The 15,240-nt window shown below is 62.8% G+C and carries 10 protein-coding genes, 3 tRNA genes and 1 pseudogene; 8 read left to right on the forward strand and 6 right to left on the reverse strand.

The features are described 5' to 3' along the window. Positions 1 to 258: 258 nt before the first annotated feature. Positions 259 to 334 (reverse strand) — tRNA-Val (locus NDO48_RS03070). 213 nt (positions 335 to 547) lie between these two features. Here NDO48_RS03070 and NDO48_RS03075 point away from each other — a divergent pair. Both NDO48_RS03075 and NDO48_RS03080 read left to right on the forward strand, forming a co-directional pair. Further along, a tRNA-Asp gene (locus tag NDO48_RS03075) sits at positions 548 to 624 on the forward strand. Positions 625 to 968: 344 nt separating this feature from the next. Beyond that, positions 969 to 1,045, forward strand: a tRNA-Asp gene (locus tag NDO48_RS03080). Between the two features lie 341 nt (positions 1,046 to 1,386). Here NDO48_RS03080 and NDO48_RS30450 read toward each other — a convergent pair. Both NDO48_RS30450 and NDO48_RS03090 read right to left on the reverse strand, forming a co-directional pair. Continuing rightward, on the reverse strand, positions 1,387 to 2,664 hold the full coding sequence (locus NDO48_RS30450) for a M23 family metallopeptidase (protein WP_018427438.1): 1,278 nt from the start codon (positions 2,662 to 2,664) through the stop codon (positions 1,387 to 1,389). Between the two features lie 118 nt (positions 2,665 to 2,782). Beyond that, a complete protein-coding gene (locus tag NDO48_RS03090; protein WP_018427439.1) occupies positions 2,783 to 3,250 on the reverse strand; it encodes a peroxiredoxin in 468 nt (155 codons plus the stop codon). A 102-nt stretch (positions 3,251 to 3,352) separates the two neighbouring features. Between NDO48_RS03090 and NDO48_RS03095 the strand changes: the two genes are divergently transcribed. After that, the gene (locus NDO48_RS03095; RefSeq protein WP_267320837.1) at positions 3,353 to 6,757 is read left to right on the forward strand and encodes a DUF3971 domain-containing protein; all 3,405 of its coding nucleotides are present in this window, start codon (positions 3,353 to 3,355) and stop codon (positions 6,755 to 6,757) included. An 83-nt stretch (positions 6,758 to 6,840) separates the two neighbouring features. Here the strand turns inward: NDO48_RS03095 and tyrS are convergent, their stop codons facing one another. Then, positions 6,841 to 8,094: a tyrosine--tRNA ligase gene (tyrS, locus tag NDO48_RS03100; protein ID WP_018427441.1), complete on the reverse strand. Its 1,254-nt coding sequence runs from the start codon at positions 8,092 to 8,094 to the stop codon at positions 6,841 to 6,843. Between the two features lie 137 nt (positions 8,095 to 8,231). Between tyrS and NDO48_RS03105 the strand changes: the two are divergent. Beyond that, positions 8,232 to 8,390 (forward strand): annotated as a pseudogene (locus NDO48_RS03105) (anhydro-N-acetylmuramic acid kinase); the annotation flags it as partial. 99 nt (positions 8,391 to 8,489) lie between these two features. Beyond that, the gene (locus NDO48_RS03110; RefSeq protein ID WP_267320838.1) at positions 8,490 to 9,848 is read left to right on the forward strand and encodes an esterase-like activity of phytase family protein; all 1,359 of its coding nucleotides are present in this window, start codon (positions 8,490 to 8,492) and stop codon (positions 9,846 to 9,848) included. A 132-nt stretch (positions 9,849 to 9,980) separates the two neighbouring features. On the opposite strand, the gene NDO48_RS03115 is transcribed toward NDO48_RS03110, so the two are convergent. Together NDO48_RS03115 and NDO48_RS03120 are read right to left on the reverse strand one after the other, a co-directional pair. Further along, complete coding sequence (locus NDO48_RS03115; RefSeq protein WP_267320839.1) at positions 9,981 to 10,631, reverse strand: FMN-binding negative transcriptional regulator; 651 nt, start codon at positions 10,629 to 10,631, stop codon at positions 9,981 to 9,983. 17 nt (positions 10,632 to 10,648) lie between these two features. Beyond that, a complete protein-coding gene (locus NDO48_RS03120; RefSeq protein WP_323848087.1) occupies positions 10,649 to 11,344 on the reverse strand; it encodes an alpha/beta hydrolase in 696 nt (231 codons plus the stop codon). Between the two features lie 198 nt (positions 11,345 to 11,542). Between NDO48_RS03120 and NDO48_RS03125 the strand changes: the two genes are divergently transcribed. The 3 genes from NDO48_RS03125 (at position 11,543) to sufC (ending at position 15,235) form a co-directional block, all read left to right on the forward strand. Next, on the forward strand, positions 11,543 to 12,706 hold the full coding sequence (locus NDO48_RS03125; protein WP_018427446.1) for a cysteine desulfurase family protein: 1,164 nt from the start codon (positions 11,543 to 11,545) through the stop codon (positions 12,704 to 12,706). Positions 12,707 to 12,931: 225 nt separating this feature from the next. Then, a complete protein-coding gene (sufB, locus tag NDO48_RS03130) occupies positions 12,932 to 14,449 on the forward strand; it encodes a Fe-S cluster assembly protein SufB (RefSeq protein WP_018427447.1) in 1,518 nt (505 codons plus the stop codon). Between the two features lie 30 nt (positions 14,450 to 14,479). Continuing rightward, positions 14,480 to 15,235 (forward strand): Fe-S cluster assembly ATPase SufC, encoded by a 756-nt coding sequence (gene sufC / locus NDO48_RS03135; protein ID WP_018427448.1) that lies wholly within the window; start codon positions 14,480 to 14,482, stop codon positions 15,233 to 15,235. The last annotated feature ends 5 nt before the right edge of the window (positions 15,236 to 15,240 follow it).

Consider the following 15,240-nt stretch of genomic DNA (forward strand, 5'->3'; position numbering starts at 1 on the left):
CGATAGGCCGCTGTGCGTGTATGCCGAAGCGCTGCCCATTCTTCCCAGACACCAGTGTTGTAGTAATGCAGCCGCGAGCAATAGAGCTTGCGGCAACCCAAACCGCAAATTCCAGCAGCCCGCTGCCACCATCTCCTTGACCCTATCAGCGGGTAGGGAATTGCCGCCGATTCATGCCCATGCAGGTTCGGCGAACCTGTTGAGCACTTCGTAAATCTGACCGCGAAGCCAGAAAACATAACAATTTCAGAGAGAAAATGGTGGGCGATGACGGGCTCGAACCGCCGACATCTTCGGTGTAAACGAAGCGCTCTACCAACTGAGCTAATCGCCCCAACCGGCGGACGTTTAAGCGGTTCGCCGCTGATCTGCAAGGTCAAATACTGATGGTCGTCGAAGGGCAGGGCAAGTTGACGTAGCGTTTCCAGTCTGTGGAAAATGAGACGACAAAGAATGTCGAATATCTCTTCGATGTCGCTTGACACTCTCCATCGAACCCCGTAATTCACCGCCCAACGACGCGGCGCCTTGCGCCAACGTCTGGAGCGCGGGTGTAGCTCAGTCGGTTAGAGTGCCGGCCTGTCACGCCGGAGGTCGCGGGTTCGAGCCCCGTCACTCGCGCCATATTTTCCAAAGGCTATTGCCTTTTCTAACTCCAAAAACCATCGACTGATGCAAAGCTGGTGTGGTTGCTGCCTGCATGTTCCGTGCGGCGTCTTGCTTGCGCAGTGCTCGTATCGCGACTCGTCGGCGGGCCGGTGAGATCTGCGAATTGAAATGATCGGCTGTGCGATGTGGCCGGTGGCCGATTCATGTCCCGGAACAACCGGGGATACGGCCGTTCGAAGGCCTGGGTTTCCTTCGTTCTGCACAAAGGTCGTGGGCAGCTAAGATCGCCATTTGACAGGTGCGACAGAACCCCGTAATGCAGCGCCAACGACGCGGTGCCCAGCGCCAACGTCCAGAGCGCGGGTGTAGCTCAGTCGGTTAGAGTGCCGGCCTGTCACGCCGGAGGTCGCGGGTTCGAGCCCCGTCACTCGCGCCAGTTTCTCAAGGGTTTCGGCCCGTTTGCTGATCCTCCAGATTAAGCCGGTTGAAAGCGCCGATGGCGCCGTTCGGTTTGTATTTCTGTCGTGCGAAACAGATTTGAGCCGTCGCCATTGGCAACGCCCGCGAGGCGGGTAAAGATCGCTAATGGCGAATCGCGTTTGGTGCAAAGCGCCTTCGGCTGGCTGCGTTTGCTCACTCAGTCGGCCTGGCGCTTTCGCAGCATGATTCTGGCTGATCAGGTGGATTCGCAACTGCGCCCTGTCTAAAGGGCGCCGCAGATCATTGAACCCGTGGACGAAACCGTCCGGAAACCGCCTTGGTGTTCCGGATTCGCACCTAGAGATACGGGCCGAGTTTCTTGCCGGCCTTGATGAAGCGCAGGGGGTCTATGGCATTGCCGTCTTCGCGCACTTCATAGTGCAGGTGCGGGCCGGTCGAGCGGCCGCTGCTGCCGACTTCGCCGACCTGGTCGCCGGCCGACACCTTTTGATCGGGTGCCACCAGGATCTTGCTCAGATGCGCGTAGCGGGTGACGAAGCCGTCGCCATGGTCGATTTCCACCATCCGGCCATAACCGCCGTTCCAGCCGGCCTTGGTGACGGTGCCGGCGGCCGTGGCGCGGGCCGGCGAGCCGAAGGGGGCGCGGAAATCCATGCCCGAATGAAGCGCCAGCGTGCCGATGAGGGGGTCCTTGCGCACGCCGAAGCTGCTGGAGATCGGGCGCCCCGCCGCCGGATTGGCGAGTGGCAGCTTGCGCGCCTGTTTTTTCAGCCGGTCGAGCGCGTCGAGTGCTTCGTCGAGTTCTTTCACCTTGCTGTCGAACATCGTCGATTTGTCGATGGCCACCAGCGGGCCGCCGACATCTGATTTGCCGTAGTCGTCGGCTACCGCCAGCCCGGCGCTCTGCAAGGTCTCCGAGATGGCATCGGCTGCCTGGTAGGCGCCATCGGTGAGCGTGTCTATGCGCTGAACCTGGTCGTCCTCGATGCTGCGCAGCGACTTGTTGATGGCGACGAACAGCTTGTCGGCGCGGTCGGCCGGGCTCTCGCTGTCGGCGTCGCTCGACCGTGTCGACCAGAACGAGAAGGGGCGTGCGGCAGCACTGCTGGCGTCGGCATAGGCGAGTGCTGCCGTGCCGCCAATGGTCTTGCTGTCGAGTGCTGCTCGCTCGTCGATGATCTTTGCAGGGGCGGGGGCTGTTGCTGGAGCCTCGGTCGGTGCCTTGTCGAGCAGCGGCTCCAGCCGGCCGTTGCGCTCACTGAGCTTGGACTGCCGCGCCAGAAGTTCGGTGACCTTGGTTTCCATAAGTTGCTGGTCGAGCAACTGTCGGCTGGTGATGCGGTCGACCTGGGCCCTGAGCGCCGATATGCGGTCCTCATACGCGTGCTGCATGCGCGCCTGGCGCGCCGTGGTCGCGCCGATCAGATCGTCGCGAAAGACGAGATAGGAGGTTGCCAGCAGATAGCCGATGGCGATCGTGGCAAAGGCTGACCCGGCAAGGGCAGCAGCCCACGGACGCACCGTGAAGTGACGGATCTCGTTGCCGCGCGCGATGATGACCGTATGGGGTTCCTTGCGCCTGCCGAAGACGGCGGTCTCAGCTTTTGTTTTCAACGGACCGAACTCTCACCCGGAGATACCGACAGTCCGATTACACATTATTAGGGTTAACAAAGCTTTGCCGCCCGGGCTTGGTCGGCCTAGCACCCCGCGCGGAAGGGGGCTACCCGGCCTAGAGCGCGCGCACCGCCGCCAGCACCTCTTCGGCGTGCCCCGCCACTTTCACCTTATTCCAGATTCTGGCTATCTTGCCGTCCTTACCGATCAGGAAGGTGGTGCGTTCGACGCCCATATATTTGCGGCCGTACATGCTCTTTTCGGTCCACACGCCATAGGCCGAGAGCGTATTTAGCTGTTCGTCGGCTACGAGATCGATGCCGATTTGGTGTTTGGCCTTGAATTTGTCGTGTTTCTTGGTGCTGTCGGGCGACATGCCGACCACGATCGCCCCTGCCTTCTCGAATTCGGGCTTGAGGCGGCTGAAGTCGATCGCTTCCTGCGTGCAGGCGGGCGTATCGTCCTTCGGATAGAAATAGAGGACCACAGGTTTGCCGGCGAAGTCGGAAAGGGTCAGGATGCCGCCGCCGTCGCGCGGCAGTTCGAATTGCGGTGCGGCCTGGCCAATGACGAGTTCAGACACATCGAACCCCTTGTTTGAAGTTACGCGTGAGCGCGCAACGATGTCAGGTTATTAATGCCGGACTTGGATTCGTCCACGACCACAACGAGTACGGGACAAAGCGTGGCTCAGGAAGTGCCTCGGCACGAGAAAATCCGGTTCAGGCGCGACGAGATCACCGATCTCGGCGCGTTGCCTTCGGCTGCCGGCCAGGAGTTGCAGCATCCGCGCAACTCGGGCTGGCGTCGCGCCGGCCATTGCCTGCTGGCGGCCGTTGCCGTGCTGGGCTCGCTGGTTTTGCTCGCGATCATCGCCATCGAGGCCGTGAGCTATTCCGGCATCGGCCAGGACCGGCTGCGCCGCGAGGCGGAGCGCGCCATCGAACAGATGGCCGGCGTCGACGTGGTGGTCTCCATGGGGCAGGCACGGCTTGCGCTCGATGGTCTCCGCCTGGTCGCCGTCGAGGTGCCCGACGTCAAGCTGACGCGCAGCGACGGCACTCCCATGGTCGAAGCCGGGCTCATGCGTTTCGGTATCAGGCTCCTGCCGCTGCTGTCGGGCGATGTCACGCTTGGCGATGCCAAGATCTCCGACGCCCGCTTTGTCGTCGACGCCATGCCCGAGACCGGTGGCGGCGACTGGAGCGAGGTCCTGCGCAACCAGAACGGCCTGTTCGACCCGCAGAAGCTGCTGCGCGAGACATTCCGCGGCGTGCATCGCGGGTTCGATGCACTCCGCTTCGACGGCATGCGGCAGATCGCCTGGAGCAATGTCGATTTTGTGTTGCCGGCGGGCGGCGAGGTCAAGGTCGTCAGGGTGGTGCACGCGGCTGTCTCGAAGACGCTCGCTGGCGAGTTGCTCATCGACGCCAGTTTCGATGTCGACGGACGTGAAGTGGAGCTGGCGGCTTCGGCGACGCGCGACGAAACAGCAAGCCGCATCGCCACGCTCGATGCGACGGTTTCCATGGACGACCCGCATGCGGGCCAGTCCGACCTGCCGCCCAGCAAGGCGAGCCGCATCGGTTCGGCCGACCTCATCATCACCGGACACGAAGGCCCCGGCGGCGACGGTTCCGAGCTGATCGCACAGGGTGCCATCAGCAAGTCGACTCTCGACCTCGGGCCGCGGGGACAACTGGTCGGCGACGTGTCTCTCGACGTCAGGTTGGCCGACGGCCAGGACAAGCTCGACATCCGCCAACTGCAGGTGACCACAGGCCGCTCGAGCTTCGATTTCAGCGGTGCTGTCGGGCCACGCCCGCCGACTGGCGTTGCCGGAGACAATCCGGCCTATCGCTTCGAGCTGATGAGCCGGGAGTCGCGTCTGGGGCCGACCGAGTCGCCCGAGCCGGTGCTGAGCTTCATCGCCCGCGTCGCCGGTAGCTATGATATCGTCACCAATACGCTGACCGCCGAACAGATAGGCATCAAGTCAGGCCCAGGCGGCGAGGCACTGGGCAAGGCTTCGGTCCAGTTTGTCCAGGACAAGGCGCCTGGCATCTTCGTCGCCTTCAACGTCCACGACATGGAGGTCGCGCACGTCAAGCAGCTCTGGCCCTGGTTTTCGGCCTACAATGCGCGCATCTGGGTTCTGCAGAACCTGTTCGGCGGCCGAGTGGTCGACGGCAACATCCAGTTCAACGTTCCGCCGGATCGGCTGGGCAATGGTGTGCCGCTCAACTCGCAGGAAATCTTCGGCCGCTTCGAGATCGACGGTTCGCGCTTCGACGTTGCCGGTCGCATTCCGCCCATCCGCGATGCGAAGGGCATTGTCGAGTTCCACGCCAACGACGTCGACGTATCGCTGTCGGCGGGCACGGTCTTCATGCCCAGCGGCCGCACGGTTGCCGCCAGCAATGGCAAGCTCAAGGTTACCAAGGCCAATATCATGCCGGTCATCGGCGCGCTCGACATCGATGTCGCCGGCAGCGCCGACGCCATTGCCGAGCTCGCCTCCTACGAGCCGATCAACGCCATGCGCCATGTCGGCATCCTGCCGGAGGAACTGGCGGGCGACGTCACCGGCAACGTCAAGGCTGACATTCCGCTGACCAAGGGCATCGACAGCGACAAGCTCGGCTGGACCGTAGCGCTGAACTATGAGGGCCTGGCGGTCGCAAAGCCCTTCGACGGCCAGAAGCTGTCGGACGCCAAGGGCACGATCACGGTTACGCCCGAAAAGGCGGTCATTTCCGCCAACGGCAAGCTCAACGGCGTGCCCGCCGAGCTCGACCTTGTCGAGCCGCTGCGCGACGACACCGTAGCCAAGGAGCGCAACGTCCAGTTCGTGCTCGACGACAAGGCGCGCAACACGCTCATTCCGGGCCTGTCCGACTTGCTGTCCGGCACCATCAAGGTCGATGTCGACCAGTTGGAAGAGGGCAAGCGCGACATCGTCGCCGATCTCACGGCCGCCCGGCTCGACTTTCCCTGGGTCGGCTGGAGCAAGGGCCCCGGCATTCCCGCCAAGGTGTCCTTCAGGATGAACACCGACGGCGAGCGCTCGACGCTGACCGACTTCCGGCTCGAGGGCAAATCCTTCGGCCTCAGGGGCGACGTGACGCTTACCAACGGCGCCCTGTCGTCGGCCCGGTTCGATCAGGTGCAGCTCAACCGCGACGATGATGTCGCGGTCAACGTCAAGCGAGCCGGCAAGGGTTATGCGGTGCAGGTCAAGGGCAACACGCTCGATGCCCGTGCGCTCATCAAGCAGTTCATGGCCGATACCGACAGCGCCACTAAGTCGGCCGGCTCCAATTCCGTCTCCGTGACCGCCTCCGTGGGAACCTTGATCGGCTTCAACAACGAGAAACTGACCAACGTTTCGCTCGATTATTCGGGCTCGGGCTCGAAGGTCGACGGCCTCCAGGTCAATGCGACCGCAAGCTCCGGCGGCCAGATATCCGTTGGCAATGTCGCCAAGGGCGACGGCCGCCGGCTCGACGTGCGTTCGGCGGACGCCGGTGCCATCCTGCGCTTCCTCGACGTCTACGCGCGCATGCAGGGCGGCAGCCTGGCGCTGGCGCTGGAATCGGCCGGCGGCGGGCCGCTCAAGGGTCAGGTTGACGTCCGCGACTTCTGGGTGGTCGACGAGCCCCGGCTGGCTTCCATCGTTTCCAGCAAGCCCTCAGGCGACGATCGCAGCCTCAACCAGGCGGTGCGCAAGGACATCGACGTCTCGCGCGTCAAGTTCGAGCGCGGCTTTGCCCAGATCGACAAGCGGAAGAAATATCTGGCGCTGGAAAACGGCGTGCTGCGTGGCCCGCTGATCGGCACGACTTTTCAGGGCACGCTCTACGATCCGCAAGGCCAGATGAACATGACCGGCACCTTCATGCCGGCCTACGGCCTCAACCGCATCTTCGGCGAATTGCCGCTGGTCGGCGTGATCCTGGGCAACGGCCGCGATCGCGGCCTGATCGGGGTGACCTACAAGCTCTCCGGCGACGCCAACGCGCCCAAGCTGCACATCAATCCATTGTCGGTGATCGCTCCCGGCATCTTCCGGACCATCTTCGAGTATTGAGAGCTGCAGGATCGCCACTCACCTCCAGATACGAAAATGGCCGGCGCTGCCGGCCATTTCTGTATCTGCGAGATTGCTGTCCCTTAGGCCGGGCGCACCAGAATGTGTTTCTTCTTGCCGAGCGACAGCTTGACGACGCCCTCGGGCGTGAGGTCGGCTGACGTCACTGCGCGGCGCTCGTCGCTGACCGGCTGGTCGTTGAGCCTGACTGCGCCGCCCTGGACGTGTCGGCGGGCTTCGCCGTTGGAAGTGGCAAGCCCGGCCCGTACGACAAGCGCCAACAGGCCAATGCCGGCCTTGAGCTCGTCGCCCGCTACCTCGACGGTCGGCAGCGTGTCGGCCAGCGCCCCTTCCTCGAAGGTCTTGCGCGCCGTTTCGGCAGCCTGTTCGGCGTTGTCGCGGCCGTGCAGCATCGCCGTCACTTCCGTTGCCAGAACCTTCTTGGCGTCGTTGATCTCGGAGCCGCCGAGGGCCGCGAGCCGTGCAATCTCATCCAGCGGCAGCACCGTGTAGAGCTTGAGGAAGCGCTCGACGTCGGCATCCTCGGTGTTGCGCCAGTATTGCCAGAAGTCGTAGGCGCTGAGCATGTCGGCGTTCAGCCACACAGCGCCGTTCATCGACTTGCCCATCTTGGCGCCCGACGACGTCGTCAAAAGCGGCGAGGTCAGCGCATAGAGCTGCGGCGTGCCGAGGCGATGGCCGAGATCGATGCCGTTGACGATGTTGCCCCACTGGTCCGAGCCGCCCATCTGCAGGCGCAGGCCGTGGCGCTTGTTCAGTTCAACGAAATCGTAGGCCTGGAGGATCATGTAGTTGAATTCCAGGAACGACAGCGACTGCTCGCGATCGAGGCGCTGCTTGACGGAATCGAAGCTCAGCATGCGGTTGACGGAGAAATGCTGGCCGACGTCGCGTAGGAATTCGAGATAGTTGAGCGGCATCAGCCACTCGGCGTTGTTCGGCATTAGCGCATCGCGCGGCCCGTCGCCGAAGGTCAGGTAGTTGGAAAACACCTGCTTGATGCTGTCGATGTTCGACTGGATCGTCTCCGGCGTCATCAGCTTGCGCGCCTCGTCCTTGAAGGACGGGTCGCCGACCATGCCGGTGCCGCCGCCCATCAGGGCGACTGGGCGATGGCCGGTCTTCTGCATCCAGTACAGCATCATGATCTGGATCAGGCCGCCGGCATGCAGGCTCGGCGCCGTCGGATCGAAGCCGATATAGGCCGATACGATCTCCTTGCGGAACAGGTCGTCGAGGCCGGCGTCATCCGAGGTCTGGTGGATGAAGCCGCGCTCGGAAAGGGTGCGCAGGAAATCGGACTTGAAGGCAGACATGGCTCTTTCTCTCGGCGGACGATGGGTACGATCGATCCGGCGTTGGATCGGCGACGCCAGCGCTTTAGCATCTGAAGCGCAGGAATCACAAGGATGGCAGACCGATGCCTGCGGTGGCGGCCGCAAGAATCCCAAAGGTCATCGTTGCCGAAGATGCCGGCCTCAACGGCGAGGCCACCGAGGCCGAAGCCTGGGCTTATCTCGCCGCGCGCTCGGCCCTTGGCCTGCCGCTGACTTTCCCGACCACCACAAGCTCCAGCGAGCCGGTCAGCGGCGGCTTGCGCGCTGAGCCCTAACGTCTTGGGAGACTTCATCAAAGTTTCATCACCGCGTCACCCGGTCGACATGCCGCGCCCCTAGCAGAGGCGCGTCAGTTCAACCAACCGGGGTCCACCATGCGACGCTCTCTCTATCTGGCTGCGGCCGTCCTAGCGCTTTCCACCGCTTCCGCCTTTGCCGACGACCAGGAGTTTCCGGCAAAGCTTGCCGCCCACGCGATCCTGCCGGCCAACACCATCATCCCGGCTCCCGAAAACGCGCCGGAACATCTGCGCAGCTCGGGCAAGTTCACCACGGCCGACCGCAAGCGCGCCGAGGGTCTCGGCACCGTTCCGGGCAAGGATGGCGTCCGTCCGACCGGGCTGTCGCTGCCTTTCGACGGCCAGCCCGTTCAGGGTTTCTCCGGTATCAAGTCGATGGGCGACGGCACCTTCTGGTCGCTGTCCGACAACGGCTTCGGTTCGAAGCTGAACTCGTCGGACGCCGCTCTCATGCTGCATCACATCGCTTTCGACTGGGACAAGGGCACCGTCGAGCGCAAGAAGACCGTGTTCCTGACCGACCCCGACCGCAAGGCACCATTCCCGATCGTCCTTGAAGGCTCTGATAACCGCTTCCTCACCGGCGCCGACTTCGACGTCGAATCGATCCAGCCGGTCGCTGACGGCTTCTGGGTCGGAGAGGAGTTCGGTCCCTATCTGCTGAAGTTCGATGCCGAGGGACGACTGACCGACGTCTTCGACACCGTGATCGAAGGCGAGCCGGTTCGTTCGCCAGACCATCCGACGCTGACCCTGCCGGGCAACCCGGCCGCTAAGAATCCGGTCTTCAATCTGAAGCGCTCGGGCGGCTATGAAGGCCTCGCCATGTCCAAGGACGGCGCGAAGCTCTACGGCCTGCTCGAAGGCCCGCGCTACATGGCCAATGGCGAAGTCGAGAAGGTCGACGGCAAGACAGCGCTGCGCATCGCCGAATTCGACGCGGCCAAGAAGGAATGGACCGGCCGCAGTTGGCTCTACCCGCTGGCCGACGGCGGCGAGGCCATCGGTGACTTCAATATGATCAGCGCCACCGAAGCGCTTGTCATCGAGCGCGATAATGGTGCCGGCACTGCCGACAAGGCCTGCGCTGACGCCAATGCGCCGAAGCCGGACTGCTTTGCCCGTCCGGCCAAGCTGAAGCGCATCTACAAGATCGAGATGACGGATGAGAACGTCGGCAAGGCCGTGCGCAAGGTCGGCTACATCGATCTGATGAAGATCGCCGACCCCGACAACAAGAAGCGCCAGGGCGGCGGCGAGGGCTTCTACGACATGCCTTTCGTCACCATCGAGAATGTCGATCTGGTCGACGACAGCCACATCATCGTCGGCAACGACAACAACCTGCCGTTCTCGGCCGGCCGCGCCATCGACAAGGCCGACGACAACGAGTTCGTGCTGCTCGAGGTGAGCGACCTGCTGAAGGCCAAGTAAGGCCGGCTCTCACCATGAAGCGTCGTCCGGGCTGCGCGAGCGGCCCGGATTCATTTTCTCAAGGTATGGTCTCAACTAGCTGAGACAACGTAGGAATCGGAAAGTCGACCGTTACAGGCGTGGGCACCGAGGCTATTCGCCGTCGATCCCGCCATATGTGCGCACCAGCTTGGCCATTTCGGCGGCGTCGGGCGTCGGCTTGTCCGCCTCCAGCCCTTCTGCCACGCCGACCCTGTCGGCGACCGGTCGGTTCTGGCTGACCTTCCACTTGCCTTCGATTGCAGCGATGTCGATTTCGAGGCCGACGATGCCCTTCATCTGGGCGGCGATGTAGGCATCGGGCGCGTCAGTCACCTGCCAGGGCTCGGCGCGGCCGCCTTCATGGGTGGCGGTCAATTCGGCGATCTGGCCGGTCAGCCAGTGCTGATCGTCCATCACGCGGACCTTACCGCGCACCTGCACGATGGCATAATTCCAGGTAGGCACCACCTTGCCAGTCTCGCGCTTGGTCTCGTACCAGGACGGCGTGACATAGCTGTCGAGCCCCTGGAACACGACAAGCGCATCGGGGTTGTCGGCAAACAGCTTCCACTGCGGGTTGGCGCGGGAGAGATGGGCGCGCAGCCGGCCGTTGGGCGCAGGCTCTGCATCAAGCAGAAACGGCACCGGATTGGCCACGGGGCCATCGGTGCCGCTGCAGATCAGAAGGCCCAGCGGATGGGCCTTGATCAGTGCATGCAGCACGTCCAGCCGTGTCTCCTTGAAATGGGGCGGCTGATACATGGCTGCTTGCTCCTTGCTTACTTCAGGCGCTTCGGCCGGGCGTCGGAAAGCTCGCCGGCCAGGCGGCGGTCGAGATATTCGGCGCATTCGTCGATAAGCAGGTCGGGCGCGTTGCCGAAGAAGTGGTTGGCGCCTGTCAGCGTCTTCTGCGTAATCGTGATGCCCTTCTGCGTGTGCAGCTTGTCGACCAGGCCCTGCACGTCCTTCGGCGGTGCCACCTTGTCTGCATCGCCATGGATGATCAGGCCCGACGAGGGGCAAGGTGCCAGGAACGAGAAGTCGTAGGTGTTGGGCTGCGGTGCGACCGAGATGAAACCTTCGATCTCCGGGCGCCGCATCAGAAGCTGCATGCCGATCCACGCGCCGAAGGAATAGCCTGCGACCCAGCAGCTTTTCGAGTCTGGGTGCAACGACTGCACCCAATCGAGTGCCGCCGCCGCGTCGGACAATTCGCCCGTGCCGTGGTCGAATTCGCCCTGGCTGCGGCCGATGCCGCGGAAATTGAAGCGCAGCGTGGTGAAATTGCGCTTCTGGAACATGTAGAAGAGGTCGTACACGATCTTGTTGTTCATCGTGCCGCCGAACTGCGGGTGCGGGTGCAGCACGATGGCGATGGGGGCGTTCTTTTCGCTGGACGGCTGATATCGACCTTCCAGGCGACCCGCCGGACCGGCGAAAATGACCTCTGGCATGTTATACTCCACTTGATGCAGGCGCGGACGAGACAATCCTGAGCCCAGCCTTGACGCGGGGAACACGTCTACATAGAAGCTAGTTTAGAACTGTTCAAAACTGGGCTGCGTAACCGCTCGGTTGGCAAAGCGGGTAGATAGGACGGCTGGCCTTGGAATTTCAAGGAAATTGCGCGTTGCTGCACCCGAACGTGATTTGACAGGGCAAAAACCAGGAAAATGGCCGGAAGACGCGCCTATCTCGACCACAATGCCAGTGCGCCGCTGCTGCCCGCAGCGCGTGAGGCCGTGGTTGCGGCGCTCGACATTGCTGCCAATCCGTCGTCGGTGCATGGCGAGGGCCGTGCCGCGCGCAAGCTGATCGAGGACGCCAGGCGCGCCGTTGCCGAACTCGTCGGCGCCAAGCCGGAACATGTCGTCTTCACCTCGGGCGCGACCGAGGCCGCCACCACACTGTTATCACCCGACTGGCGCATGGGCCGTGGGGTCGTGCGCATGTCCCGGCTCTTCGTCTCCGAGGCCGACCATCCTTGCGTGCTCAATGGCGGCCGCTTCCCGGCCGACCGCGTGACGCGGATCGGCGTAGACGGCAACGGCATCGTCGATCTCGCGGCACTCGAAGCTGCACTCGCTGCCCACGACAAGTCGGACGGCCTGCCGCTGGTGGCGATCCATGCCGCAAACAACGAGACCGGCGTCATCCAGCCCGTTCGCGCCATCTCGGAGCTGGTGAAGGCTGCAGGCGGTGTTCTGGTGCTCGACGCGGTCCAGGCTGCAGGCCGCATTCCTCTCGACATGTCAGAGGGTTACGCCGACTACCTGATTCTCTCCTCGCACAAGATCGGCGGCCCCAAGGGCGCCGGCGCGATCGTCGCCACCGCCGACCTGATGATGCCTGCGCCCTTGGTTGCCGGCGGCGGCCAGGAGAAGGGTCACCGCGGCGGCACAGAGAATCTTCAGGCCATTGCAGGATTTGGTGCTGCGGCACGTGACGCGCTGGCTGGTTTCGCCGATATGGAGCGGGTGCGCAGCTTGCGCGACGGCATCGAACAGACCGTCATGCGCTTTGCTCCCGATGCTGAAATCTACGGAAATTCCGTCGAACGGCTTGCCAATACGACATTCTTCGCTATTCCGGGCGTCAAGGCCGAGACGGCGCAGATCGCCTTCGATCTCGCGGGCGTCGCGCTCTCGGCAGGCTCCGCCTGTTCGTCGGGCAAGGTCGGTCCCAGCCATGTGCTGAAGGCCATGGGGTATGCCGACAATCTGGGCGCACTGCGCGTCTCGATCGGGCGGCAGACGACCGAAGAGGATATCGCCCTGTTTGCGGATGCGCTGGCCAAGCTGCTGGCGCGCCGTGGCGGGGCGACACGAGCCGCCTAGTGCATGATCCCGAAAAGCGGTCGACGCTTTTCGGAAAAGTCAGGCGCCGGCAAGAAGGCGGCAGAATTGGCCCAAGGGCCGTTGAATGGGTGTGTCACGGTCGCCGGAAGGCGGCTTCCGGGTGAATTCCGGGGCGGGATGCACTATATGGAACTTACGCCGCGCTAGCGGTGCCATAGTTTGAAAACTGTCGGGCCTTGACCCCGGCGTGGATGGAGAACGCTTATGCCTGCTGTGCAGGAGACGATCGAGCAGGTCCGCAAGATCGATGTGGACCAGTATAAATACGGATTCGAGACCGAGATCGAGACCGAAAAGGCCCCCAAAGGCCTGAACGAAGACATCATTCGTTTCATCTCGAACAAGAAGAACGAACCGGAATGGATGCTCGAATGGCGTCTTGAAGCGTTCCGCCGCTGGCTGACGCTCGAGGAGCCCAACTGGGCGCGCGTCGATTATCCCAAGATCGACTTCCAGGACATCCACTACTACGCTGCGCCGAAGAACCAGTCGGGGCCGAAGTCGCTCGACGAGGTCGATCCGGAGATTCTCAAGGTCTATGAGAAGCTCGGCATCCCGCTGCGCGAGCAGGAAATCCTCGCCGGCGTCCAGAAGGAGGTCGATCCCGACCTCGAGGAAGCTAACGACAACGTCTACAAGTCGGGCCGCGTCGCCGTCGACGCCGTGTTCGATTCGGTGTCCGTCGTCACCACCTTCAAGGACGAGCTGGCCAAGGCCGGCGTCATCTTCTGCTCGATCTCGGAAGCCATCCGCGAGCACCCGGAGCTGGTGAAGAAGTATCTCGGCTCGGTCGTGCCAACCTCAGACAACTACTACGCCACACTGAATTCGGCCGTCTTTACCGATGGCTCCTTCGTGTTCGTGCCCAAGGGCGTGCGTTGCCCGATGGAACTGTCGACCTACTTCCGTATCAACGAGAAGAACACGGGCCAGTTCGAGCGCACGCTGATCATCGCCGAGGAGGGGGCCTACGTCTCTTATCTCGAAGGCTGCACCGCCCCGCAGCGGGACGAGAACCAGCTTCACGCCGCAGTCGTTGAGCTGGTCGCGCTTGACGACGCCGAGATCAAGTATTCGACCGTCCAGAACTGGTATCCTGGCGATGCCCAGGGCAAGGGCGGCATCTACAACTTCGTCACCAAGCGCGGCGATTGCCGCGGCGATCGTTCGAAGATCTCGTGGACCCAGGTTGAAACCGGTTCGGCCATCACCTGGAAGTACCCGTCCTGCATCCTGCGCGGCGATGACTCCAGAGGCGAGTTCTATTCGATCGCCGTTTCGAACGGCTACCAGCAGGTCGACTCGGGCACCAAGATGATCCATCTCGGCAAGAACACGTCGAGCCGCATCATTTCCAAGGGCATCGCCGCCGGCTTCTCGCAGAACACCTATCGCGGCCAGGTCTCGGCCCACCGCAAGGCAACCAACGCACGCAACTTCACCCAGTGCGACAGCCTGCTGATCGGCAACCAGTGCGGCGCGCACACCGTGCCCTACATCGAGGCGAAGAATTCGTCCGCGCAGTTCGAGCACGAGGCGACCACGTCGAAGATTTCCGACGATCAGAAGTTCTACGTCATGCAGCGCGGCATTCCCGAAGAGGAAGCCATCGCGCTGATCGTCAACGGCTTCGTCAAGGAAGTCATCCAGGAATTGCCGATGGAGTTCGCCGTCGAGGCCCAGAAGCTCATCGGCATCAGCCTCGAAGGCTCGGTCGGCTGACCGGCGACACGATATTCAGGAAGAAAAAAGATGCTTGAGATCAAGAACCTGCATGCCCGTATCGCCGACAGCGGCATCGAAATCATCCGTGGCCTGAACCTGACGGTTAAGGCAGGCGAAGTCGCAGCCATCATGGGCCCCAACGGCTCGGGCAAGTCGACGCTTTCCTACATCCTCGCCGGCCGCGACGATTATGAAGTGACCGAAGGCGAGATCCTCTACAACGGCGAATCGATCCTGGAGATGGATCCTGCCGAGCGCGCCGCCAAGGGCATCTTCCTGGCCTTCCAGTATCCGATGGAGATACCGGGTGTTGCCACCATGGAATTCCTCAAGGTCGCGATGAACTCGCAGCGCAAGGCGCGCGGTGAAGACCCGCTGAAGATTCCTGACTTCCTCAAACGCGTGAAGGAAGCTGCCGCCTCGCTCGACATGGACATCAACATGCTCAAGCGCCCGGTCAATGTCGGCTTCTCCGGCGGCGAGAAGAAGCGCGCCGAAATCCTGCAGATGAAGCTGCTCGAACCGCAGCTCTGCGTGCTCGACGAAACCGATTCCGGCCTCGATATCGACGCGCTCAAGATCGTCTCCGACGGCGTCAACGCGCTGCGCTCACCCGACCGCGCGGTCGTCGTCATCACCCACTACCAGCGCCTGCTCGACCACATCGTTCCCGACACCGTCCATGTCCTCTACAAGGGCCAGGTCATCAAGTCGGGCGACAAGTCGCTGGCGCTCGAACTCGAAGAGAACGGCTACGCCGGGATCATCGAAGAGGCGGCTTGAGGTGT

This window comes from Aminobacter sp. MET-1, assembly GCF_026521175.1.
Classification (GTDB): domain Bacteria; phylum Pseudomonadota; class Alphaproteobacteria; order Rhizobiales; family Rhizobiaceae; genus Aminobacter.

Excerpts from the sequence above, each read along its gene's own strand:
- NDO48_RS03110 (WP_267320838.1), top strand. The coding sequence starts at position 8,490 with ATGCGACGCTCTCTCTATCTGGCTGCGGCCGTCCTAGCGCTTTCCACC.
- tyrS (WP_018427441.1), bottom strand. The coding sequence starts at position 8,094 with ATGTCTGCCTTCAAGTCCGATTTCCTGCGCACCCTTTCCGAGCGCGGC.
- sufB (WP_018427447.1), top strand. The coding sequence starts at position 12,932 with ATGCCTGCTGTGCAGGAGACGATCGAGCAGGTCCGCAAGATCGATGTG.
- NDO48_RS03125 (WP_018427446.1), top strand. The coding sequence starts at position 11,543 with ATGGCCGGAAGACGCGCCTATCTCGACCACAATGCCAGTGCGCCGCTG.
- sufC (WP_018427448.1), top strand. The coding sequence starts at position 14,480 with ATGCTTGAGATCAAGAACCTGCATGCCCGTATCGCCGACAGCGGCATC.
- NDO48_RS03115 (WP_267320839.1), bottom strand. The coding sequence starts at position 10,631 with ATGTATCAGCCGCCCCATTTCAAGGAGACACGGCTGGACGTGCTGCAT.